Origin of the sequence: Sulfitobacter sp. BSw21498, assembly GCF_006064855.1 — a bacterium.
In the GTDB taxonomy this organism is placed as follows: Bacteria; Pseudomonadota; Alphaproteobacteria; order Rhodobacterales; family Rhodobacteraceae; genus Sulfitobacter.
This window is the reverse complement of the sequence record NZ_CP040753.1, coordinates 1,953,583-1,974,951: the sequence shown is the minus strand read 5'-3', so window position 1 is coordinate 1,974,951 and position 21,369 is coordinate 1,953,583. Positions and strand designations below refer to the sequence as shown.

The 21,369-nt window shown below is 60.8% G+C and carries 20 protein-coding genes; 16 read left to right on the top strand and 4 right to left on the bottom strand.

Annotation, left to right across the window (positions count from 1 at the left end; translation table 11 throughout):
• Positions 1 to 45 precede the first annotated feature (45 nt).
• The 8 genes from cyoE (at position 46) to E5180_RS09570 (ending at position 6,599) form a co-directional block, all read left to right on the top strand.
• Complete coding sequence (gene cyoE, locus E5180_RS09605) at positions 46 to 981, top strand: heme o synthase (RefSeq protein ID WP_138924186.1); 936 nt, start codon at positions 46 to 48, stop codon at positions 979 to 981.
• Positions 981 to 1,157 carry a cytochrome C oxidase assembly protein gene (locus E5180_RS09600; protein ID WP_093733358.1) on the top strand — a complete coding sequence of 59 codons (177 nt, stop codon included), beginning with the start codon at positions 981 to 983 and terminating at the stop codon, positions 1,155 to 1,157. Before cyoE ends, E5180_RS09600 begins: the two co-directional genes overlap by 1 nt.
• Positions 1,157 to 1,732, top strand: coding sequence for a cytochrome c oxidase assembly protein (locus tag E5180_RS09595; RefSeq protein ID WP_138924185.1), 576 nt, complete (start codon positions 1,157 to 1,159; stop codon positions 1,730 to 1,732). Before E5180_RS09600 ends, E5180_RS09595 begins: the two co-directional genes overlap by 1 nt.
• Positions 1,733 to 1,755: 23 nt before the next feature.
• On the top strand, positions 1,756 to 2,559 hold the full coding sequence (locus E5180_RS09590) for a cytochrome c oxidase subunit 3 (protein ID WP_093733356.1): 804 nt from the start codon (positions 1,756 to 1,758) through the stop codon (positions 2,557 to 2,559).
• 119 nt (positions 2,560 to 2,678) lie between these two features.
• The gene (locus E5180_RS09585; RefSeq protein ID WP_138924184.1) at positions 2,679 to 3,359 is read left to right on the top strand and encodes an SURF1 family protein; all 681 of its coding nucleotides are present in this window, start codon (positions 2,679 to 2,681) and stop codon (positions 3,357 to 3,359) included.
• Positions 3,360 to 3,367: 8 nt separating this feature from the next.
• Positions 3,368 to 4,756, top strand: a complete 1,389-nt coding sequence (gene thrC / locus E5180_RS09580) for a threonine synthase (protein WP_138924183.1) — start codon at positions 3,368 to 3,370, stop codon at positions 4,754 to 4,756.
• Positions 4,753 to 6,015: a M16 family metallopeptidase gene (locus tag E5180_RS09575; protein ID WP_138924182.1), complete on the top strand. Its 1,263-nt coding sequence runs from the start codon at positions 4,753 to 4,755 to the stop codon at positions 6,013 to 6,015. Before thrC ends, E5180_RS09575 begins: the two co-directional genes overlap by 4 nt.
• Complete coding sequence (locus E5180_RS09570; RefSeq protein ID WP_138924181.1) at positions 6,015 to 6,599, top strand: GNAT family N-acetyltransferase; 585 nt, start codon at positions 6,015 to 6,017, stop codon at positions 6,597 to 6,599. The genes E5180_RS09575 and E5180_RS09570 overlap by 1 nt, the downstream gene beginning before the upstream one ends.
• An 83-nt stretch (positions 6,600 to 6,682) precedes the next feature.
• Here the strand turns inward: E5180_RS09570 and E5180_RS09565 are convergent, their stop codons facing one another.
• The gene (locus E5180_RS09565; protein ID WP_138924180.1) at positions 6,683 to 7,279 is read right to left on the bottom strand and encodes a GcrA family cell cycle regulator; all 597 of its coding nucleotides are present in this window, start codon (positions 7,277 to 7,279) and stop codon (positions 6,683 to 6,685) included.
• 431 nt (positions 7,280 to 7,710) lie between these two features.
• Here E5180_RS09565 and E5180_RS09560 point away from each other — a divergent pair, with 431 nt between their 5' ends.
• The 3 genes from E5180_RS09560 to E5180_RS09550 all read left to right on the top strand — a co-directional run bounded on the left by E5180_RS09560 (position 7,711) and on the right by E5180_RS09550 (position 10,865).
• A complete protein-coding gene (locus E5180_RS09560; protein WP_138924179.1) occupies positions 7,711 to 8,886 on the top strand; it encodes an aspartate aminotransferase family protein in 1,176 nt (391 codons plus the stop codon).
• A gap of 78 nt (positions 8,887 to 8,964) precedes the next feature.
• Positions 8,965 to 9,870 carry an ornithine carbamoyltransferase gene (gene argF, locus E5180_RS09555; RefSeq protein ID WP_138924178.1) on the top strand — a complete coding sequence of 302 codons (906 nt, stop codon included), beginning with the start codon at positions 8,965 to 8,967 and terminating at the stop codon, positions 9,868 to 9,870.
• The gene (locus E5180_RS09550; RefSeq protein WP_138924177.1) at positions 9,867 to 10,865 is read left to right on the top strand and encodes a 2-dehydropantoate 2-reductase; all 999 of its coding nucleotides are present in this window, start codon (positions 9,867 to 9,869) and stop codon (positions 10,863 to 10,865) included. Before argF ends, E5180_RS09550 begins: the two co-directional genes overlap by 4 nt.
• Before the next feature lie 38 nt (positions 10,866 to 10,903).
• On the opposite strand, the gene E5180_RS09545 is transcribed toward E5180_RS09550, so the two are convergent.
• Together E5180_RS09545 and E5180_RS09540 are read right to left on the bottom strand one after the other, a co-directional pair.
• Entirely contained in the window at positions 10,904 to 12,385 is a 1,482-nt protein-coding gene (locus tag E5180_RS09545; RefSeq protein WP_138924176.1) for an inorganic phosphate transporter, read from the bottom strand.
• A 69-nt stretch (positions 12,386 to 12,454) separates the two neighbouring features.
• On the bottom strand, positions 12,455 to 12,913 hold the full coding sequence (locus E5180_RS09540) for an NUDIX hydrolase (RefSeq protein ID WP_093733345.1): 459 nt from the start codon (positions 12,911 to 12,913) through the stop codon (positions 12,455 to 12,457).
• Positions 12,914 to 13,070: 157 nt separating this feature from the next.
• Between E5180_RS09540 and gndA the strand changes: the two genes are divergently transcribed.
• A complete protein-coding gene (gene gndA, locus E5180_RS09535; RefSeq protein ID WP_138924175.1) occupies positions 13,071 to 14,498 on the top strand; it encodes an NADP-dependent phosphogluconate dehydrogenase in 1,428 nt (475 codons plus the stop codon).
• Positions 14,499 to 14,512: 14 nt separating this feature from the next.
• Here gndA and truA read toward each other — a convergent pair whose 3' ends face one another.
• Complete coding sequence (gene truA, locus E5180_RS09530; RefSeq protein WP_138924174.1) at positions 14,513 to 15,298, bottom strand: tRNA pseudouridine(38-40) synthase TruA; 786 nt, start codon at positions 15,296 to 15,298, stop codon at positions 14,513 to 14,515.
• A 92-nt stretch (positions 15,299 to 15,390) separates the two neighbouring features.
• Between truA and E5180_RS09525 the strand changes: the two genes are divergently transcribed.
• The 4 genes from E5180_RS09525 to ileS all read left to right on the top strand — a co-directional run bounded on the left by E5180_RS09525 (position 15,391) and on the right by ileS (position 21,368).
• Complete coding sequence (locus E5180_RS09525; RefSeq protein ID WP_138924173.1) at positions 15,391 to 16,803, top strand: YcjX family protein; 1,413 nt, start codon at positions 15,391 to 15,393, stop codon at positions 16,801 to 16,803.
• On the top strand, positions 16,800 to 17,255 hold the full coding sequence (locus tag E5180_RS09520; RefSeq protein WP_138924172.1) for a GNAT family N-acetyltransferase: 456 nt from the start codon (positions 16,800 to 16,802) through the stop codon (positions 17,253 to 17,255). The genes E5180_RS09525 and E5180_RS09520 overlap by 4 nt, the downstream gene beginning before the upstream one ends.
• Positions 17,255 to 18,256: a YcjF family protein gene (locus E5180_RS09515; protein ID WP_138924171.1), complete on the top strand. Its 1,002-nt coding sequence runs from the start codon at positions 17,255 to 17,257 to the stop codon at positions 18,254 to 18,256. The genes E5180_RS09520 and E5180_RS09515 overlap by 1 nt, the downstream gene beginning before the upstream one ends.
• 196 nt (positions 18,257 to 18,452) lie before the next feature.
• Positions 18,453 to 21,368, top strand: coding sequence for an isoleucine--tRNA ligase (gene ileS, locus E5180_RS09510; RefSeq protein WP_138924170.1), 2,916 nt, complete (start codon positions 18,453 to 18,455; stop codon positions 21,366 to 21,368).
• Position 21,369 lies beyond the last annotated feature (1 nt).

Below are 21,369 nucleotides of genomic sequence, written 5' to 3'. Positions count from 1 at the left end.
GTGCGCGACGTGCGCGCCCCGGGTTCCTTTTGTATGAGAGATCGCATGACTGATACCAGCACGACACCTGCGGGCGAGTACGAAGCGCAGTTCGGGGATTACTTTGCCCTGATGAAGCCGCGCGTCATGCAGTTGGTGGTTTTTACCGCGCTTGTCGGCATGTTGGCCGCGCCGAACTCTGTTCATCCGGTTGTTGGCTTTGCGTCGATCCTGTTCGTCGCTATCGGGGCAGGGGCCTCTGGTGCGCTGAACATGTGGTGGGACGCTGACATCGACGCGATCATGCGCCGGACCCAAGGCCGCCCGATCCCGTCGGGCCGCGTCCAGCCGGGCGAAGCGTTGGCGATTGGCGTCGCGCTGTCGGGAATGTCGGTTGTGATGCTCGGGCTGGCCGCAAACCTGCTGGCCGCAGGCATGCTGCTGTTCACGATCCTCTTTTACGCTGTTTTCTATTCCATGTGGCTCAAGCGCGCGACACCGCAGAACATCGTTATCGGTGGGGCTGCGGGTGCGTTCCCGCCTGTGATCGGCTGGATTATCGCCACCGGCAGCTTCTCTGTCGAGGCATGGCTGATGTTCGCGCTGATCTTCATGTGGACACCGCCGCACTTCTGGGCCTTGGCGCTGTTTATGCGCAATGACTATGACGACGCGAAGGTGCCGATGCTGACCGTGACCCACGGTCGCCGCTCTACCCGTCGTCACATTCTGGCTTATACTGTTTTGCTGGTCATTCTGGCTGTCGGTACCGGCTTTACCACTATCGGTGGGCCGATCTATCTGGTCACCGCCGGCGTTTTGAACCTGCTGTTCCTGATTGGCGCGTTCCGTATCTGGAAGCGTGACGAAGATGACAGCGAAGCTGATGATTTCCGCGTAGAGCGCAAGTTCTTCCGTCTGTCCCTGTGGTATCTTTTCCTGCACTTCGGGGCCATTCTGGTAGAGGCGACGCTGCGCGGCTATGGCATGGGAGGCTGGTAATGGGCATTCGAGCAGAACACGAAATTCACACCCGTCGTCGCGGGCGCAACCTGGGCGTTGGTCTGCTTTTGGCTGGCTTTGTTGTGCTGGTCATGGCGCTGACTTTTGTTAAAATCACCAACATCGATTTCAACGATCTGCCGGGTGGAGACATCCAAACGCAGGAGAGCAACTGATGGCTTTGTCCGGACCCGCCAAGACTGTCATGCAGACCGTCACTGTCGTGGTTCTGATGGGCGGGCTCGCGTGGGCGTCTGTCCCGTTTTACGACTGGTTCTGCCGCGTCACCGGCTTTGGCGGGACGCCGGGTCAGGTCGCAAGCGCAGACGGCGACGTTCTTGACCAGACGATCACCGTACGTTTTGACGGTAGCCTGAACGACAACATGCCGTGGGAATTCAAACCCGTTGCAACCGAGATGACGCTGCGCATCGGTGAAACAGGGCTAGCCTTTTACGAGGCCTATAACCCCACCGATCACCCGGTTGCGGGGCAGGCGTCTTATAACGTGACGCCCTATGCCGCCGGGGCGTTTTTTGAAAAGATCGAATGCTTTTGCTTTACTGAACAGGTGCTCGCCCCCGGTGAGCGCGTTCAAATGCCCGTCAGCTTCTTTGTTGACCCCGAAATCGTCGAAGACCGTGATGGCAAGTATGTACATACGATCACACTGTCTTATACGTTCTATGAAATTGACCTGCCCGAGGGCTATGAAGCCCCCGATCAGGACAGCGCGATAAACCTGAATTAAGAAAAAGGTGAGGGACTGAACCAATGGCCCATGAAAAGAACCATGACTACCACATTCTGCCGCCGTCCACATGGCCATTGCTCAGCTCCATTGCCGGCTGCGTCATGCTGGTTGGTGGTGTTTTCTGGATGCACGATGTAACCCCCTTCGTTTTCTTGGGTGGTCTGGTTGCTGTGCTGTATTGCATGTTCGGATGGTGGTCCGAGGTTGTCGCCGAAAGCCACGTCGGCGATCACACCAACGTCGTGCGCATCGGTCTGCGCTATGGCTTCATCCTGTTCATCATGTCCGAAGTGATGTTCTTTGTCGCGTGGTTCTGGACCTTCTTCAAAGAAGCCCTGTACCCGATGGACGAATTTCCGGGCTCCACCTATGTGCAGCCGGATATCATCCCGGTTGACGCCTTCCACCTGCCGCTGATCAACACGCTGATCCTGCTGCTGTCGGGCTGTGCCGTGACTTGGGCGCACCACGCGCTGGTCCACGAGAACAACCGCAAAGACCTGATCGCCGGCCTGTCCATCGCGATCGTTCTGGGCATGCTGTTCACCGCGTTTCAAGCCTATGAGTATTACGAACTGCTGGTCCACGACGATTGGACCTTCGGGGGCGACCTGTTCTTCTCCAGCTTCTTCATGGCGACGGGTTTCCACGGTTTCCACGTTGCAATCGGTACGATCTTCTTGGCGGTCTGTCTGGTCCGCGCGATCAAAGGCCACTTTACCCAAGAGCAGCACGTCGGCTTTGAGGCCGCTGCTTGGTACTGGCACTTTGTGGATGTGGTCTGGCTGTTCCTTTTCTTCGCCGTCTATATGTGGGGCATCTAAGCCCGCAGTCGGCTTGCAAATCGGGCCGCAATCACTAAAAGCAAAGGCGCGCGAGGGGGACCTTGCGCGCCTTTGCATTGCCGCCACCCGACCACGGGTGCCAACCTCAAGAGAGCTTTATGCGTCGCACGCTATTCCTGCTGATTGTCGGCCTTGGCGGCGCCGCTACCCTGATATGGCTGGGCGTTTGGCAGTTTCAGCGGTTGGCCTGGAAAGAGGCGATCATCGCCGACATCAACACCCGCATCGCTGCCGCACCGGTTGACTTGCCTGCGTCGGTGAACCGCGACCTTGACGCCTATCTGCCCGTGACCGTGTCGGGCGCGTTCGAACAGGGCGAGGTGCACGTGCTCGTGTCCCAGAAGGACGTCGGTGCAGGCTACCGGATCATCACACCCTTCGTGCTTGAGGATGGTCGCCGGATCATGGTGGATCGCGGTTTCGCGGTGGCCAGCGCCAAGGGCGCCGCGCGCTCCGATGGCCCCGCAACCATCACGGGCAATCTGCAATGGCCGCAGGAAACCGATAGCTTCACGCCCGAGGCCGACCTGAAGGGCAACATCTGGTTTGCCCGCGATGTGCCAGCCATGGCCCAAACCCTTGGCACGCAGCCTGTGCTGCTGGTCACACGCAGCAGCACCCCGCCGGCAGCGGGGATCAGCCCGTTGCCTGTTGATACCGCCCGAATTCCCAACGATCACTTGCAATATGCGATCACTTGGTTCTCTCTTGCCGCGATCTGGCTTGGGATGAGCCTTTTCTTCCTGCGCCGCCGCCGCGCACCCAAAACCGAAAGCTGACCAACCCTATGCGTTATGTCTCTACCCGTGGTTCCGCCCCCGTTTTGTCGTTTGAAGAGGCGCTGCTGACCGGCCTTGCCCGTGACGGCGGTCTGTATGTGCCCGAAACGATCCCGACACTCAGCACCGATGAACTGCGCGAGATGGCCGCGATGTCCTACGAGGATGTCGCCTTTCGCGTGATGAAACCCTTTGTTGGTGACACGTTCAGCGACGAGGAATTCAAGACGCTGATCGCCAAGGCCTATGCCGGGTTCAATCACACCGTTCGTGCCCCATTGGTACAGCTTGAACAGGGCCACTTCCTGCTAGAGCTGTTCCACGGCCCCACGCTGGCGTTCAAGGATTTCGCCATGCAGCTGATCGGCCACATGTTTCAGGCCGCGCTGTCACGCAAGGGCGAACGGGTGACCATCGTTGGTGCGACTTCCGGCGATACCGGCTCTGCCGCAATCGAGGCGTTTCGCGGGCTGGACAACGTCGATGTGTTTATCCTCTTCCCCCATGGCCGGGTGTCCGACGTGCAGCGTCGCCAGATGACCACGCCATCCGAAAGCAACGTTCACGCGCTGGCGCTGGACGGTGATTTCGACGATTGTCAGGCCCGTCTGAAGGATATGTTCAACGATCACGCCTTCCGCGACGGGGTGCAACTGGCAGGGGTCAACAGCATCAACTGGGGCCGCGTGCTGGCGCAGGTGGTCTATTACTTTACCGCAGGGCTGGCCATGGGCGCGTTGGACCGCAAAGTCAGCTTTACCGTGCCTACGGGCAACTTTGGCGATATCTTCGCGGGCTATATCGCGCGTGAAATGGGGCTGCCGATTGCCGATCTGGTCGTCGCCACAAACCAGAACGACATTTTGCACCGCTGCCTGACCACGGGCGGATACCACAAGGGCGAGGTCCATGCCTCGATCAGCCCGTCGATGGATATTCAGGTGAGCTCCAACTTTGAACGCGCGTTGTATTTTGCCTATGGGCAGGACAGTGACGCGATCAACACCCTGATGGACGATCTGGCCAAGGGCGGGTTTGACGTAGGCGACAATGCCCTGCGCGATCTACAGAACACCTATAAATCGGGCCGCGTTTCCGAAGACGAAACCAGCGAAACGATCAAGGCTTTCTACGCCGACACAAACGAGCTGCTGTGCCCGCATTCCGCCATCGGTGTGCGTGTGGGGGCCGCTTTGCGCGATCCCGCGACGCCGATGATCACACTGGCCACTGCGCATCCGGCCAAATTCCCTGATGCCGTGGAAGCCGCCACTGGCGTGCGCCCGCCGCTGCCGGAACACATGGCCGATCTGTTTGACCGCGAAGAACGCGTGACCCGCGTGCCGAACGATCTTGAGGCGCTTAAAGATATTATCAAAGGGGGCATTGCTCAGTGAGCTTGCAACAACACCGCCTGTCCAACGGCTTTCGCATTGTAACCGAACATATGCCTGGGCTCGCGTCGGCGTCTATCGGGGTTTGGGTCTCGGCGGGTGCGCGGCATGAAACGGCCACGCAAAACGGTATCGCGCATTTCCTTGAGCATATGGCGTTTAAAGGCACGGCCAAGCGCACATCGCTGCAAATCGCCGAGGCGATAGAAGACGTAGGCGGCTATATCAACGCCTATACCTCGCGCGAAGTGACGGCGTACTACGTGCGCGTGCTGGAAAACGACGTGTCGCTCGGGCTGGATGTGATCGCTGATATCCTGCGCAATCCGGTGCTTGATAACGGTGAGATAGAGGTAGAGCGCGGCGTGATCCTGCAAGAGATCGGCCAAGCGCTAGATACGCCGGACGACGTGATTTTCGATTGGTTGCAGGAAAAGGCCTATCCCAACCAGCCCATCGGACGCACCATTCTTGGGCCGTCCGAGCGCGTGTCGAACTTCACCCGCGAGGACCTGTCAGGCTTTATCGGCGAGCACTACGGTCCCGACCAGATGATCCTCGCCGCAGCCGGTGCCGTCGATCACGATGAGATCGTGCGTCTGGCCGAACAGCTGTTTGGTGATATGCCACCCAAACCCTTGTTCGATGTCGATGCGGCCAAGTTCAGCGGCGGCGAAGTGCGCCAATTGAAACCGCTAGAGCAAGCCCATTTCGCGCTCGGCTTCGAATCCCCCGGCTACCGCGCTGATGATATCTATGTCGCGCAAATCTATGCCTCCGCGCTTGGGGGCGGCATGTCGAGCCGCCTGTTCCAGGAGGTCCGCGAGAACCGTGGACTGTGCTATACGATCTTTGCGCAGGCAGGGGCCTATGCCGATACAGGCATGATGACGGTCTATGCCGGCACAAGTGGCGAACAGCTGCCCGAACTTGCAGGCATCACCATTGACGAGATGAAGCGCGCTGCCTCTGACATGTCCCCGGCCGAGGTCGCGCGGGCACGGGCGCAGATGAAGGCAGGGCTGCTGATGGGGCTGGAAAGCCCGTCAAACCGTGCCGAACGACTGGCGCGTCTGATCCAGATCTGGGACCGCGTGCCTCCGCTGGAAGAAACCATCGCGCAGATTGATGCCGTGACCACCGGTGACGTGCGTGATTTTGCCCAGAACATGGCCGCAAGTGCACCTGCCGCGCTGGCACTTTATGGTCCGGTCGATGGGGCCCCCACTTTGGAAGAGCTGCAGGAGCGTCGCGCTGCCTGATGCAACTGCTGAAACGAAAGCTGGCCATTGAAACCGAAAGGCTGACCTTGCGCCCGCCGGTGCATGCTGACTTCCGCCCTTGGGCAACCTTGCGGTCGGACAGCAGCACCTATCTTTCCCCGTGGGAGCCGTCTTGGGCACCGGACCATCTGTCGCGCAAGGCATTTACCAATCGGGTCTATTGGGCGAACCGCTCTGTCTCTGCGGGCACCGCGCTGCCGTTGTTCCTGATCCGGCGCAAAGACAACATGCTGATCGGTGCGATCACGCTTGATAACATCCGCCGGGGTCCCGCACAGGCGGGGACATTGGGCTATTGGACCGGCGAACAATTCGCTCGCCGTGGTTATATGCGCGAAGCGATCGAAGCGACAGTGCACCACGCATTCACCCGTCTGGACATCAGCCGGGTAGAGGCCGCCTGCCTGCCTGAAAACATCGCCTCGCGCGGGTTGCTGGAAAAAACCGGCTTCAAATACGAGGGCGTCGCCCAAAGCTATCTGCAAATCGACGGTCGCTGGCGAACCCATGTGCTTTATGCGCAGCTGCGCGGCGACAGACGGGGCAAAACCGCCGCGGGGTAGACAAGCCTTCCACGCACCGTACGAATACGAAAAAGGCCAGACATCGCTGTCTGGCCTTTCGTTTGTCTGATGTCCGTTGCGGTTTAGCGGCGGCGGTCGCGCCGCGCGCTCATCGGCTGGAACGCGACGCCAACGTGGGCCTCGCAATAGGGCTTGCCTTGCTGCACAGGCAGACCACAGAACCAGAAATCATCTGTCGCGGGGTCACCGACAGGCCATTTGCAGGTCCGCTCTGTCAGGTCCATCAGGCCGATCTTCTTCGACTTTTTCTCGACTTCGCTGACTTTCGCCAATGCTTCGGGGCTGATCTCGTTGGCCGAAGGCTGCGGGGGCAGCGGCTGGCCGGCGGGAATGATCTTGGCGCGCGCTGGCAGGTTGGGGCGGGGCGCTGGCACGGCCTCTGCTGCTTCGGGCTCTGCCGCTTCGGGGGCGGGTTCTGCCTTTGCCTTAGCGGCGGCAGGTTTCGCTGCGGGCTTGGCCTTGGCTTCGGGCTTGGCGGCAGCAGCAGGGGCGGCCGCGGGCGCTGCGGTTGCGGTCCGGTTGGACAGGCCCAAACGATGCACCTTGCCGATTACGGCATTGCGGGTCACGCCGCCCAACTCCTTTGCAATCTGGCTTGCGGATTGGCCCTCGCCCCACATTTTCTTCAGGATCTCTACGCGGTCATCGGTCCAAGACATTTGGCGTCCTTAGCTATCAAGCGGCCCTTCTCAGGACCGCCTTGGAAAAATCTCAAGTCCCTATACTAATCACTGACAGCTTGGGTGCAAGGCGGGAACGGGCGATTGGGCCTGCGCTGAGGCCAATCGCTCCTTTAAAACAACAGCAAAAGACCTGCAGCACGGCCCGCGCCACGGTTTGCGGCCATCACGGGCATGTTTTTTGCTTTGCAAGGCGCAAAAAGCTGCCTATGCAAACGACATGATCAACCGTTCAACATCTTCTTTGCGACGACGCCAAGGCTAATTGGCGACACCGGCCCCTGCATAGGGGCGCGGCTTTGATCATTTGCGACATAAATTGCGTCGCTCCCCTTCAAATCATATTGACCCTCTCCGTCACTCATGGCCTTTTGTGCCTTTGATGCGGCCAACCTATAAGGATGATCCTGATGTTCCCATCTGTTCTGCCGACCTATTCCCGTGCCCCCCTGAGCTTTGTCAAAGGCGAAGGCTCGTGGTTGATTGAACAGGACGGCCGCCGATTTCTTGATCTGGGCGCAGGCATCGCGGTGAACGCCCTTGGTCACGCGCATCCTGCGCTGGTGGCCGCGCTGACCGAACAGGCTGGCAAGCTTTGGCATACCTCGAACCTGTACGAGATTCCCCAGCAACAAGAACTGGCCGACCGGCTGGTCGCGCTCAGCTTTGCTGATACGGTGTTTTTCACCAATTCCGGCACAGAAGCCTGCGAGCTGGCGGTCAAAATGGCGCGCAAGTATTTCTACGACAAGGACCAGCCTGACCGGACCGAGATTATCACCTTCTCGGGCTCTTTCCACGGGCGGTCCTCGGCGGGGATCGCGGCGGCGGGGTCTGAGAAAATGACCAAGGGCTTCGGCCCGCTCCTACCCGGTTTTAAGCATATCGAATTTGGCGATATGGATGCGCTGACAGCTGCCATTACCGATACGACAGCTGCGATCATGATCGAACCGGTTCAGGGCGAGGGCGGTATCCGTCCCGTTCCCGATGCTGATCTCAAGCAGATGCGCGCGCTGTGCGAAGCAAACGGTCTGTTGCTGATCTTTGACGAGGTACAATGCGGCGTGGGCCGGACCGGCAAGATGTTCGCCCACGAATGGGCAGGGGTCACACCCGACATCATGATGGTCGCCAAAGGCATCGGCGGCGGCTTCCCTCTGGGCGCGGTGCTGGCCACAGAAACCGCAGCATCAGGAATGACAGCGGGCACCCACGGGTCGACCTATGGTGGCAACCCTCTGGGCTGTGCCGTGGGCAATGCGGTGGTCAACATCATCGGCACCGAAAAGTTCCTTGAGGACGTGAACCGCAAGGCAGGCCTGATGCGGCAAAAACTTGAGGGTCTGGTCGCAAGCCACCCCGACGTGTTCGAAAGCGTGCGCGGCAGCGGATTGATGCTGGGCCTGAAATGCACCGCCACCAACAGCGACGTCGTTGCTGCGGGCTACCGTCATCAGGTCATCACAGTGCCTGCGGCGGACAACGTTATCCGCCTGCTGCCTCCGCTCAATATCACCGATGAAGACATCGCAGAGGCCGTCTCCCGCCTTGATCAGGCCGCCAGCAGCCTTGCTGCCGGCTAACCTTCATTTTGCCCTACAAACTCCGGGGGGCCGGGGGGCTGGCCCCCCCTAACTCTGGGAAAAATTAAAAGAATACCTATGAAACATTTTCTCGACATTCACCAAACCGACCCGGCTGACCTGCGCAGCATCATCGATAACGCCGCCACGATGAAGGCAGCCCGTCTGGGTCGTCCGCGCGGTGCACCTGATGATGACCAGCCGCTCAAGGATCACATGGTCGCGTTGATCTTCGAAAAACCCTCGACACGGACACGGGTCAGCTTTGACGTGGGCGTGCGTCAGATGGGCGGGCAGACGATGGTGCTGTCCGGCGCGGATATGCAGCTGGGCCACGGCGAAACCATCGCCGATACGGCGCGCGTGCTCAGCCGCTATGTTGATCTGATCATGATCCGCACCTTCGAAGAAGCGACCTTGCTTGAAATGGCGGAATACGCCTCTGTGCCGGTGATCAACGGTCTGACCAACCGCACGCACCCTTGCCAGATCATGGCCGATATCATGACCTTCGAAGAGCATAACGGCCCGATCAAAGGCAAAAAGGTTGTCTGGTCCGGTGACGGCAATAACGTCTTTGCCAGCTTTGCCCATGCCGCCAAGGCGTTCGACTTTGAACTGGTGTTCACCGGCCCGCAAACGCTGGACCCGGAGGCCGCGCTGAACGGGCTCTACACCACCGAACGCGACCCGAACAAAGCGGTCGAGGGCGCTGATCTGGTGGTCACGGACACGTGGGTGTCGATGCATGACCCTCAATCGGCGCGCGAACGTCGACACAACCAGCTGCGCGGCTATCAAGTGAATGACGCGCTGATGGCCAAGGCAAAGCCCGACGCGCTGTTCATGCACTGCCTGCCAGCGCACCGCGATGACGAGGTCACAAGTTCCGTCATGGACGGGCCGAGCTCGGTTATCTTTGACGAGGCTGAGAACCGGTTGCACGCGCAGAAATCCGTCATGCGCTGGTGCTTGGGGAAATGACCGACCGGCGGCCGATCGTTGTCGCAGGTGCGGGGGCGATTGGCTGCTTTGTGGGTGGCATGCTGGCCGCCCACGGCCACGACGTAACGCTGCTGGTCCGCCCGGGCGTGGCCGGTCAGATCAGAACGCATGGCCTGCGTCTGACGGACTTCGACGGGCTGGATGAACATGTGCCGGCGTCAAAGCTGACCTTGTCCCAAGACCCTGCCTGTCTGGCGGGGGCGGGCATTGTGCTGGTCACGGTCAAGACTGCCGATACGGCGGGCATGGCCCGTCTGATCGCACAGCACACCCCTGCGCTGTCCACCGTGCTGAGCCTGCAAAATGGTCTCGATGCGGCAGAGATACTGCGCGAGGTGCTGCCCTTGCATGATGTGCGCGCAGGTATGGTTCCTTTCAACGTCGTGCCGCATGGGGACGGGCGATATCACCGCGCGACAAGTGGCGATATTGTGGTCGAAACAGGCCGGATGCCGCTGTCGGGGTACCTGTCGGCGCCGGGGCTGCGCATGATCGGAACGGGGGCTATCAATGGCGTGCAATGGGGCAAGCTGCTGCTGAACCTGAACAATGGCCTGAACGCCCTGTCGGGGCTGACATTGCAAGAACAACTGCTTGACCGGCGCTGGCGCCGTGTCATGGCCGCGCAGATGGCCGAGGCGCTTGCCGTCTTGAAAGCCTACGGTATCTACCCCGCGTCCTCGACGCCGCTGCCTGCACGGTTGATCCCTTGGGTGCTACGCTTGCCGACACCCCTGTTTTCGCGCGTCGCGGCCAGGATGCTGACGATTGACCCGATGGCGCGGACGTCGATGTCGTATGACCTAGAGGCGGGCAAACCGACCGAGATTGACGCGCTGCAGGGGCGCATCATTGCGATGGGCGCGCAAGAAGGGGTGGCCACCCCGCTATGTCAACGCGTGCGCGATCTGGTGAAAGAGGCGCAGGCGCGCGGGCCGGGGCTGCCAAACCTTACCCCGTCCGATCTGCGCTAGCCGCCAAGGCGGCTTCCAAGGCGACGTCGCACGGGGACTTAGTTCACCAGCGCGTTCAGGCCCAGAAAGATCATCGCTGACATGGTCGCCGCGGCAGGCACGGTAATAACCCATGCGGCTACGATGGTCATAAAGTGGGACCGGCGCACCAGTTTGCGGCGGCGGCGTTCCTCTACGGCGATGCGTTTCACCTCGCCGGCTTTGGCTCCGGGGCGACGCAGGCGGCGCTCCATGTGCCATTCGCGGTAGAAGCCCACACCAAAAACGCCACCCACTGCGATATGGGTCGAGCTAACGGGCAGACCCAACCACGAGGCGATGATCACGGTGATTGCCGCGGATAGCGCTACGCAATAGGCGCGCATCGGGTTCAGCTTGGTGATCTGGCTGCCTACCATGCGGATCAGCTTGGGACCGAACAGGAACAGACCAAAGGAAATCCCGAAGGCCCCGATCACCATCACCCACATCGGGATAGAGACCTTGGCCTCGAAGCCGCCAAATTCAGAGGCGTGAACAATCGCGGCGAGTGGTCCGACCGCGTTGGCCACATCATTGGCCCCATGCGCAAAGCTCAGCAGTGCGGCAGAGAACACCAGCGGCAGGCCGAACAGCACTTTGACGGATTTGTTGCGGTTCTCCATTCCCTCGGAGGCGCGGCGGATCGCGGGGTAGGAAATGGCATAGGCCAGAACACCACAGGCGAGACCGATCAGCAGAGCAGAGCCCATGTTGATCTCGATGATCTTCTTGAGGCCTTTGAGCGCCAGATAGGTGGCGAAAACGCCGGACATGACCCCGATCAGGATCGGCACCCACCGGCGCGACGCGGCGATCTTGTCTTCTTGGTACAGGATCTGCGACTTGATCAGCGCGAGGAACATCGCCGCGACAGCGCCACCTAGCACGGGCGAGATGATCCAGCTGGCGGCGATCATGCTCATGGAAGGCCAGTTGACGGCTGCCATTCCCGCAGCCGCGATGCCCGCGCCCATAACACCCCCCACGACAGAGTGTGTGGTCGACACAGGCGCGCCCACCCATGTCGCCAGATTGACCCAAAGCGCGGATGAAATCAGCGCGGCCATCATCGCCCAGATGAACACTTGGGAATCTGCGACCGACGCGGGATCGATGATCCCCTTCGAGATGGTCGAAACAACGTCCCCGCCCGCCAGCAATGCACCCGCGCTTTCGCAGATCGCAGCGATGATGATCGCCCCGCCCATGCTTAGCGCTTTGGCACCGACGGCGGGGCCCATGTTGTTGGCCACATCATTGGCGCCGATGTTCACAGCCATATACGCCCCGAAGGCCGCAGCGGCGATCACCACAAAGTTCGACGGCTGCGCACCGAGGAAGAGGCCGGCGATCAGTGCCGCCAAGACGATAAAGGCAAGCGCAATGCCAAGTCCGACCATAGGCCGCGCGACATACGTCGTTGCTTGTTCCACCCGCGAGATGCGGTTCAGGTCAGAATCCAGTGTTTTCCACTGTTGGCCTTTGGGTCCGTCGGTCATTGCTGCCTCATTCTCTTGAACCATGCGCTCGTGGCACAGCGAAAAAGGTTACGCAAGGCCGCAGAGCGGCTATAGTTTCAGAAGGATTTCCCGAAGATCAGGTTCTGCAACCAGTTCTGCTGCTTCTTTCGGGGGCATCCAGCGGCGCGTGCGGACGTCGACCTCGGGGTATTCATCCTCGATGTGGCGCACACGCGTCAGATAGACCTGAGCGATCACGGGCGTGGTGAGACCCTCGGACAGGCCCTTGTCGTAATCGTAATACCCCATCGGCTCGGACTCGATGTCGGCCTTGGATACGCCGGCTTCTTCCCAAGCTTCGCGCAGGGCAGCGCCAGCGCCGTCCAGCCCATCAATCGGCCAGCCTTTCGGCACGATCCAGCGGCCGGTATCCCGACTTGTGATCATCAGCACCTCTTTGCCATCGGGCGTTTCGCGGTAGCACAATGCGGCGACCTGAATACGTTTCGGGCGGCGCCAGATGGGGAGGATCATTCCCTCCCAAGCGCGTTTTAGTTCTTGTAGCATTTCTATACCGTTAACCTGTAAATATGTTGTTCTTGCTTTTATCCCGACATCTTAACTGAAAAAGATACGATAATCAATTTCGCTGCCCCGCACCCTTGTGCAGCACCGGTGCGCATCCTTAAGTTTGACGAACCCTTGACCCACAGGAGATAAGCCGATGGACGCAGATATAAAGGCCGCAGATATTGGCGTGTATGGTCTGGGCACAATGGGCAGTGCGCTGGCGCTTAATCTGGCAGAGCAGGGGTTTCGTGTGGCGGTCAGCAACCGCGAGGCAGACTGGATTGCGCCGTTTATCGACGAAGCCGGCACGCTGGCTGCAAACCTGTCGGGCCACACCACGCTTGAGGATTTTGTCGACAGCATCGCGCCGCCGCGCAGTATCTTGTTCATGATCCCGTCGGGGGCACCGATGGATGCGATGATCGACGCCGTGATGCCATTGCTGGACGAGGGCGACACGATCATCGACGGTGGCAACGCCGATTTCCACGATACACGCCGTCGGTCGGCTGCGTTCAATGGCACGGGCCGGCATTTCGTCGGTATGGGGGTTTCCGGCGGCGAAGAAGGCGCACGGCACGGCCCATCGATGATGGTGGGCGGGACGGATCACAGCTGGACCCAGCTGCGCCCCATGCTCGGCGCGATTGCGGCAAAGTTTCAGGGCGCCCCCTGCGTCGATCATCTGGGGCCGGATGGGGCGGGGCATTTCGTCAAGACCGTGCACAACGGGATCGAATATGCCGACATGCAAATGATCGCGGAAGTCTACGGGCTGCTGCGGGATGCTGGCGGGCAAAGCGCGCCGCAGATCGGAGCCCTGTTCGAGCGCTGGCAGAAGGGGCCTCTCGGCTCGTATCTGATCGAGGTTTCTGCCGCGGCATTGCAAACCGTCGATGCAGACAGCGGTACCCCGATGGTGGACCTGATCCTTGATAAGGCGGGGCAGAAGGGCACTGGCCGCTGGACCTTGATAGAGGCGCTGAAGCTCGGTCAATCCGCCAGCGCGATCGAGGCGGCAGTCGGCGCACGAGGCTGGTCCAGCGAAAAGGCGCTGCGCGTTGCGGCGGCCCCCTTGTTGCCGGATGCGGTGACTGGCGGCGATTTACCTTCAGACGCGGACTTGCACTCCGCCTTGCTGGCCGCGCGTATTCTGGGCCACGCCCAAGGGTTTCGCGTGCTTGCTGCCGCGTCCGATGAATTCAACTGGCACCTTGATATGGCCCGCATCGCAGAGATCTGGCGCGCGGGATGTATCATCCGCTCTGCCTTGCTGGATGATCTGGCCGACGCCTTTCACGCGGGGTTGCCAGAGGGGGCCTTGATCCTCGCGCCTGCAATTCGCGAGATGCTCGGCGATCATTTGGCGGGGCTGCGCAAGACGGTGGCGGCAGGGGTGTCTTTGGGTATCCCGATGCCTGCGCTCAGCGCGTCACTCGCTTGGTACGATACGATCCGCACGGCACGCGGATCGGCCAATTTGATACAGGCGCAGCGCGATTTTTTCGGGGCGCACGGATTTGAACGCGGCGATATCGCGGGGGCACATCACGGGACGTGGAACGCGATTTTTCGGGGCTGATGACGCGGGGGTTATTACTGCCCCAGTGTCGACTGCGCGAAAGGGTCTGTCTTGTAGGTCACATGCGACAGATAAAGCCCGTGCGGCGGTGACACCGGCCCGCAGGCGGTACGTTCGCGCGCATCGCGAATCTTTCTGACATCATCGGGCGCAAAAGACCCCGCGCCGACACGCTCTAACGTGCCGACGATGCTGCGCACCTGATTGTGCAGGAAAGACCGCGCGCGCACGTCGAAATGCACCTCTACGCCGCCGCTCACCGGCACCTCTTTCATCTCAAGAAGATCCAGCGTTTTGACCGGTGTCTGTGACTGACATATCGTAGAACGAAAGGTGGTAAAATCGTGCTTGCCGATCAAATGGGATGCGCCTTCACGCATGAGGTCTATGTCCAGCGGCTTTTTGACCTGCCAGACCAGACCCGCCTGATGGGTGGCCGGCGCGCGGCGTACCAGCACGCGAAACAGATACCGGCGCTCTTGGGCGGAAAAACGGGCGTGAAAGTCGTCATCCACAGCCGCACAATCGACGACCGCAACCGGCAGGGGTTTCAGGTGATAGTTGATCGCTTCGGACAGGCGGAACGGGGTCCAGTCACGCTCCATATCGCAGTGGGCGACCTGCGCGAGCCCGTGAACGCCCGCATCGGTGCGCCCTGCGGCGGCGATATTATGAACGCGCGGCTCGATCTTGGCCAAGGCGTCTTCGATCGCCCCTTGCACAGAGGCAAGGCCGATCTGGCGTTGCCAACCGACAAAGGGCGCGCCGTGGTATTCGATCTTAAGGGCATAGCGTTGCATGGCGGGCGTTTACATGGGGGCGGCTGATCTGGCAATCCCTGACCCGCGCACCTATGTTACCCCTTAACGAAAAGTTAAGGCGGGCATGGGCTTTGGTACTCTCAAGAATTGCCGATGGAATTTGGCGGCAGGTTGAAAATGTTCAGGACGGTGTGTCCGAGACGTTTTTCGAACCCGTGATCCGTTTGGGTGTCACCGGACTGGCGCGGTCCGGCAAAACCGTGTTCATCACCTCGCTTGTGGCGAACCTGCTGGATCGGGGTCGAATGCCGGGGCTTCTGGCCGCATCCGAAGGCCGGATCGAGGCTGCGTTCCTGCAACCCCAGCCCGACGATACCGTGCCGCGGTTCGAGTATGAAAACCACCTTGCCGCGCTGACCGGTCCCACGCCGCACTGGCCCGAAAGCACCCGCGCCATATCAGAACTGCGCCTGTCCTTGCGGGTGCGGCCCAATGGCCTGCTGGCCGGATTTCAGGGGCCGCGTACGGTGCATCTGGATATCGTGGACTACCCCGGAGAATGGCTGCTGGATCTGGCGCTGATGGATGTGGATTATGCCACGTGGTCGGCGCAGGTGCTGACCCGTATCGTGGATCGCGACGAGGCGGCGGGCTACCGCGCGCTGGTGGCCGGCACTGACGCCGACGGACCGTTGGACGAACCCGTCGCCCAAGCGTTGGCGGCCAGCTTTGCCGATTACCTGCAGACCGCCCGTGCAAATGGTTATTCCGACTGCACGCCAGGGCGGTTCCTGCTGCCGGGTGATCTGGCCGGATCGCCGGTGCTGACTTTCGCGCCCTTGCCCGGCGGTGAGGGGCCGCGCGGGTCGCTTTTGCGGGAAATGGCGCGGCGGTTCGAGGCCTATAAACGGCGGGTGGTGAAACCCTTTTTCCGCGATCACTTTGCACGGATCGATCGTCAGGTCGTGCTGGTGGATGCGCTTGGCGCGATCAATCAAGGCCCTCGCGCCGTCGAGGATTTGCGCGGTGCCATGAGCGATATCCTTGGCAGTTTTAAGCCCGGGCGCAACGGTTTCCTGACCCAGCTACTCCGTGGCAAACGTGTCGAGAAAATCCTGTTTGCGGCGACCAAGGCCGACCATCTGCATCACAGCCAGCACGCCAGTCTAACAGCCATCATGGAGGCTTTGACCCGCGACGCCCGCGACCGGGCGCGCTTTGCCGGTGCGGGGACATCGGCGATGTCGATGGCATCGTTGCGGGCCACCACCGAGGCCACGATGACCCACAACGGAGAGACGCTGGATGTCGTGCGCGGCAGCTTGCTGGACACTGGCAAAGAGGCGGCGTTCTATCCCGGCGAACTGCCCAAGGACCCCGCGCATCTGCTGAGCCCGGCGCGGGCGGGGGCGGCTAAATGGCTGGATCGGGACTATCAGATCATGCGCTTTGCACCGGCGCGGCTGAATCTGCGCCCCGGCGATGGCCCGCCCCATATCCGACTGGACCGCGCCGCTGAATTCCTGATCGGGGACCGTCTGTGACCGTTGATGAAGTGACCATCGCGCCTGCGCGGGTGCTGGATGCCGGCCGCCTGTCAGTGGTGATGACCTGCGCCAACGCGGACCACGACTGGCTGCCCCAAGCCTACAGCCGCGCCGAAGAGATCGGCACCTTGGGTGATATGATCGACGTCGGCTGGGTGCAGGTCGCGCGGACAGAGGGGCATGTCGTGGGCTTCCTGGCACGTCGTGCGGCGGAGATTCACGGGCTGTATCTGCACCCCAAGGCGCAGGGCAAAGGCGTTGCACAGCGGCTGTTGGACGGCGCCAAGGCGCAAAGCGACCGTCTTGCGCTCTGGAGTTTTGAGGCGAACTTGCGTGCCACACGGTTCTACCGTGCCGCAGGGTTTGTCGAGGTAACGCGTAGCGACGGTTCAGGCAATGATTTCGGGCTGCCGGATGTGCGGTTCGAATGGGTAAAAGGGGCGGCGTGATGGCCAAGGGTCCGGTTTTATTTGATCTCGAGGAAGACACGGCCACGCGGCCCTCTGTATCGGATGCGCCGCCGGTGCCGGATGACGGTGCAGCCGCACCGCAAGGGCAGGCAATGCAGATCGCGGCACGGCTGGCAGCGCGCAAGCCGTCAAAGCTGGTGCGGCTGTTCTGGTGGCTGCTGACCACGCTGATCGGGGCGCTGGTGTCGATTGCGGCGTGGAATTTCGTCATAGGGCTGCTGGCGAGTTACCCGTTGTTGGGGATGGTAATGACCGTCCTGATTGGTGCGGTGCTGCTCGTCTTAGTGCTTTTGTGCCTGCGCGAACTTGCGGCCTTTAGTCGTCTGGCGCGGCTTGACGGATTGCATCACGACGTCGGCGAGGCGCTGGCACAGAATGACCTCAAGTCCGCTCGGGCAGTCACTGATCGGCTGGTTGGGCTGTATCAAGGACGCGAAGATACCCGATGGGGACGCGACCGTCTGGCAGAGCTGCGCGGCGATCAACTGGATGCGCAAGCGTTGCTGGCCCTGACCGAGGCAGAGCTGCTGGGGCCGCTGGATATTGCCGCCAGCCGCGAGGTCGAAGCCGCCGCTCGTCAGGTTGCAACGGTGACGGCGCTGGTGCCTTTGGCGTTGGCCGATGTGGTCGCGGCGATGACCAGCAACCTGCGCATGATCCGCCGTGTGGCCGAGGTCTATGGTGGGCGGTCGGGCTTTTTCGGGTCGTGGCGCCTGACGCGGGTGGTTTTGTCGCATCTGGTGGCGACGGGGGCTGTGGCCGTGGGCGACGACATGCTGGAACCTATCTTGGGCGGGACGATGCTGGCGAAACTGTCGCGCCGCTTTGGCGAGGGGCTGGTGAACGGCGCGTTGACCGCCCGTGTCGGTGTCGCCGCGATGGAGGTCTGCCGGCCCATGCCGTTCTCTGAAGCACGCCGCCCCAAGGTGCGCAGCATCATCAAACGCGCGCTGTCGGGGCTGTTTTCCAAGGCCAGTTAGGTGCCCGGGAGAGGGGGCTTGTCGGTCGATCTGCTGCGGCCTATAAGGCTGAATATGACCCGGAACTCCGCGATCATTATACGAATTATTTTCCCGGCGCTCTGATTGACGAGACGCCGGGCAGAGGTGCTTGAGTTCTTCGCATCGTATCCGAACATTCACCATTCCGAAATTCCTTTGCCAAAGGACGCCCGCCATGTGCGCCGACACCCCCGAAACGCTTGACTATAAATCCACGCTGAACCTGCCGAAAACCGATTTCCCGATGCGTGCGGGCCTGCCCAAACGCGAACCCGAATGGCTGGAGCGGTGGGCAAAGATCGGCGTCTATGACCGCTTGCGTGAAAAGCAGGGGCGCACCCCCTTTACGCTGCACGATGGCCCCCCCTATGCGAACGGCAATCTGCACATCGGCCACGCTTTGAACAAGACGATCAAGGATATGATCGTGCGGTCACATCAGATGATGGGCTTTGATGCGCGCTATATCCCCGGTTGGGACTGCCACGGCCTGCCCATCGAATGGAAGATCGAAGAGCAGTACCGCCAAAAAGGCCGCGACAAAGATGACGTGCCGATCAACGATTTCCGCGCCGAGTGCCGCAAGTTTGCCGCCGGCTGGGTCGACGTGCAGCGCGAGGAATTCAAACGTCTGGGCATCACCGGCAACTGGGCTGATCCCTATCTGACGATGGATTTCCACGCAGAGCGTGTGATCGCCGAAGAATTCATGAAGTTCCTGATGAACGGCACACTGTATCAAGGGTCCAAGCCCGTGATGTGGTCCCCGGTCGAAAAGACCGCGCTGGCCGAGGCCGAGGTTGAATACCACGACAAGGAAAGCTTTACGATCTGGGTAAAGTTCAAGGTTGTGGGCACCGATGATGCCTCGCTTGACGGTGCAAATGTCGTGATCTGGACCACAACGCCGTGGACCATGCCGTCCAACAAGGCTGTCGTGTATGGCGAGGAAATTTCTTACGGTCTGTACGAAGTCACTGCCCGCCCCGAGGAATCCTGGGTCACCATCGGTGACCGTTATCTGCTGTCGGACAGCATGGCGATGGATGTGTTCGGGCGTGCGCGTCTGGACGAAACCATGGTGCGCCGTCTGCGGGATGTAACGCAGGACGAGCTGGCTAAAATCTCGTTGCAGCACCCGCTGGCTGGTGCCGAAGGCAGCAATGGCGAATGGGATGATCTGCGCGACTTCCGCGCCGCTGATTTTGTGACCGACACCGAAGGTACGGGCTTTGTGCATTGCGCGCCGTCCCACGGTCTTGAAGAATATGAACTGTACCGTGGTTTGGGGATGCTGGACCAGGTGATCACCTATAACGTGATCGAAGACGGGTCCTTCCGCGCGGATCTGCCGTTCTTTGGCGGCAAAAAGATCCTCAAGCCCAACGGCAAGGAAGGCGACGCCAACGCAGCCGTGATCAACAAGCTGGTCGAGGTCGGCGGGCTGCTGGCGCGTGGCAAGATCAAGCACAGCTATCCGCATTCCTGGCGCTCCAAGGCACCGGTCATCTATCGCAACACGCCGCAGTGGTTTGCTGCGATCGACCGGCCCGTTGGCGACGGGCAGGACACCTTTGGCAAAACCATCCGTGAACGTGCCCTGACCGAGATCGACAACGTCAACTGGGTGCCCAAGAAGGGCCGCAACCGTCTGCATTCGATGATGGAGGCCCGCCCTGACTGGGTGCTGTCGCGTCAACGTGCATGGGGCGTGCCGCTGACCTGCTTTACCAAAAACGGCGCGCTGCCGACGGATGATGACTTCTTGCTGCGCAACCCCGAGGTCAACCAGCGCGTCGTCGACGCGTTCGAGGTCGACGGCGCGGATGTCTGGTACGAAGATGGTGCGAAAGAGCGGTTCCTGGGCGGGATCGTGAACCCTGACGAGTATACTCAGGTGTTCGACATTCTGGACGTGTGGTTCGATTCCGGTTCAACCCATGCGTTCGTGCTGCGCGACCGTGAAGACGGCTCTGAGGACGGCATCGCAGACGTTTATATGGAAGGCACCGACCAACACCGCGGCTGGTTCCATTCGTCGCTGCTGCAATCCGTAGGCACCACGGGCCGCGCGCCCTACCGCAACGTCGTGACGCACGGGTTCACATTGGATGAGAAGGGCATGAAGATGTCCAAATCCATAGGCAACACCATCGTACCCGAAAAGATTGTCCAACAGTATGGCGCCGATATTCTGCGCCTTTGGGTGGCTCAGACGGACTATACTGCGGACCAGCGGATCGGGCCGGAAATCCTGAAAGGGACCGCCGACAGCTATCGTCGGTTGCGCAACACCATGCGGTATATGCTGGGGGCGTTGTCCGACTTTACCGATGCCGACCGGACAGAACCTGCAGATATGCCAGAGCTTGAACGCTGGGTGCTGCACCGTGTGGCTGAGCTGGATCAGGTCGTGCGCGAAGGCTATGCGCGCTATGACTTCCAAGGTGTGTTCCAAGCGGTGTTCACCTTTGCCACCGTTGATCTGTCGGCGTTCTATTTCGACGTGCGCAAAGATGCGCTGTATTGCGATGGCGACACGCTGCGCCGCCGTGCTGCGCGGTCGGTGCTCGATATCCTGTTCCACCGTCTGACGACATGGCTGGCACCTGTGCTGGTGTTCACCATGGAAGAAGTCTGGCTAGAGCGGTTCCCCGGCGATGAAAGTTCGATCCACCTGACGGATATCCCTGAAACGCCCAAAGCGTGGCTGGATGCTGATCTGGCGGCGAAATGGGCCAAAGTGCGTGCCGCACGGCGGGTCGTGACATCTGCGTTGGAAGTGCAGCGGGTGGAAAAGGTGATCGGTGCCTCGCTCGAGGCAGCACCAATGGTGTTCGTCGCAGATGATGCGCAGCGTGCAGCGCTTGAGAGTGTGGCGTTCGAGGACGTCTGTATCACGTCAGCCATTGCGATCACCGGCGATGACGCTCCGGCAGAGGCATTCCGCATGCCCGAGACCGACGGCGTTGCTGTCGTGTTCGAGAAAGCGGCGGGCGAGAAATGCGCACGCTGCTGGAAGGTCTTGCCCGACGTTGGCACACACGATCACGCGGGCGTTTGTGCCCGTTGTGACGAAGCCGTGTCCTAAA

Bases quoted from the DNA above. Each gene is read 5' to 3' on its own strand.
- E5180_RS09595 (WP_138924185.1), top strand. From the start codon at position 1,157: ATGGCTTTGTCCGGACCCGCCAAGACTGTCATGCAGACCGTCACTGTC.
- E5180_RS09585 (WP_138924184.1), top strand. From the start codon at position 2,679: ATGCGTCGCACGCTATTCCTGCTGATTGTCGGCCTTGGCGGCGCCGCT.
- thrC (WP_138924183.1), top strand. From the start codon at position 3,368: ATGCGTTATGTCTCTACCCGTGGTTCCGCCCCCGTTTTGTCGTTTGAA.
- E5180_RS09600 (WP_093733358.1), top strand. From the start codon at position 981: ATGGGCATTCGAGCAGAACACGAAATTCACACCCGTCGTCGCGGGCGC.
- ileS (WP_138924170.1), top strand. From the start codon at position 18,453: ATGTGCGCCGACACCCCCGAAACGCTTGACTATAAATCCACGCTGAAC.
- E5180_RS09565 (WP_138924180.1), bottom strand. From the start codon at position 7,279: ATGTCTTGGACCGATGACCGCGTAGAGATCCTGAAGAAAATGTGGGGC.
- E5180_RS09545 (WP_138924176.1), bottom strand. From the start codon at position 12,385: ATGACCGACGGACCCAAAGGCCAACAGTGGAAAACACTGGATTCTGAC.
- E5180_RS09560 (WP_138924179.1), top strand. From the start codon at position 7,711: ATGTTCCCATCTGTTCTGCCGACCTATTCCCGTGCCCCCCTGAGCTTT.
- cyoE (WP_138924186.1), top strand. From the start codon at position 46: ATGACTGATACCAGCACGACACCTGCGGGCGAGTACGAAGCGCAGTTC.
- E5180_RS09570 (WP_138924181.1), top strand. From the start codon at position 6,015: ATGCAACTGCTGAAACGAAAGCTGGCCATTGAAACCGAAAGGCTGACC.
- E5180_RS09540 (WP_093733345.1), bottom strand. From the start codon at position 12,913: ATGCTACAAGAACTAAAACGCGCTTGGGAGGGAATGATCCTCCCCATC.
- E5180_RS09590 (WP_093733356.1), top strand. From the start codon at position 1,756: ATGGCCCATGAAAAGAACCATGACTACCACATTCTGCCGCCGTCCACA.
- truA (WP_138924174.1), bottom strand. From the start codon at position 15,298: ATGCAACGCTATGCCCTTAAGATCGAATACCACGGCGCGCCCTTTGTC.
- gndA (WP_138924175.1), top strand. From the start codon at position 13,071: ATGGACGCAGATATAAAGGCCGCAGATATTGGCGTGTATGGTCTGGGC.
- E5180_RS09515 (WP_138924171.1), top strand. From the start codon at position 17,255: ATGGCCAAGGGTCCGGTTTTATTTGATCTCGAGGAAGACACGGCCACG.
- argF (WP_138924178.1), top strand. From the start codon at position 8,965: ATGAAACATTTTCTCGACATTCACCAAACCGACCCGGCTGACCTGCGC.
- E5180_RS09550 (WP_138924177.1), top strand. From the start codon at position 9,867: ATGACCGACCGGCGGCCGATCGTTGTCGCAGGTGCGGGGGCGATTGGC.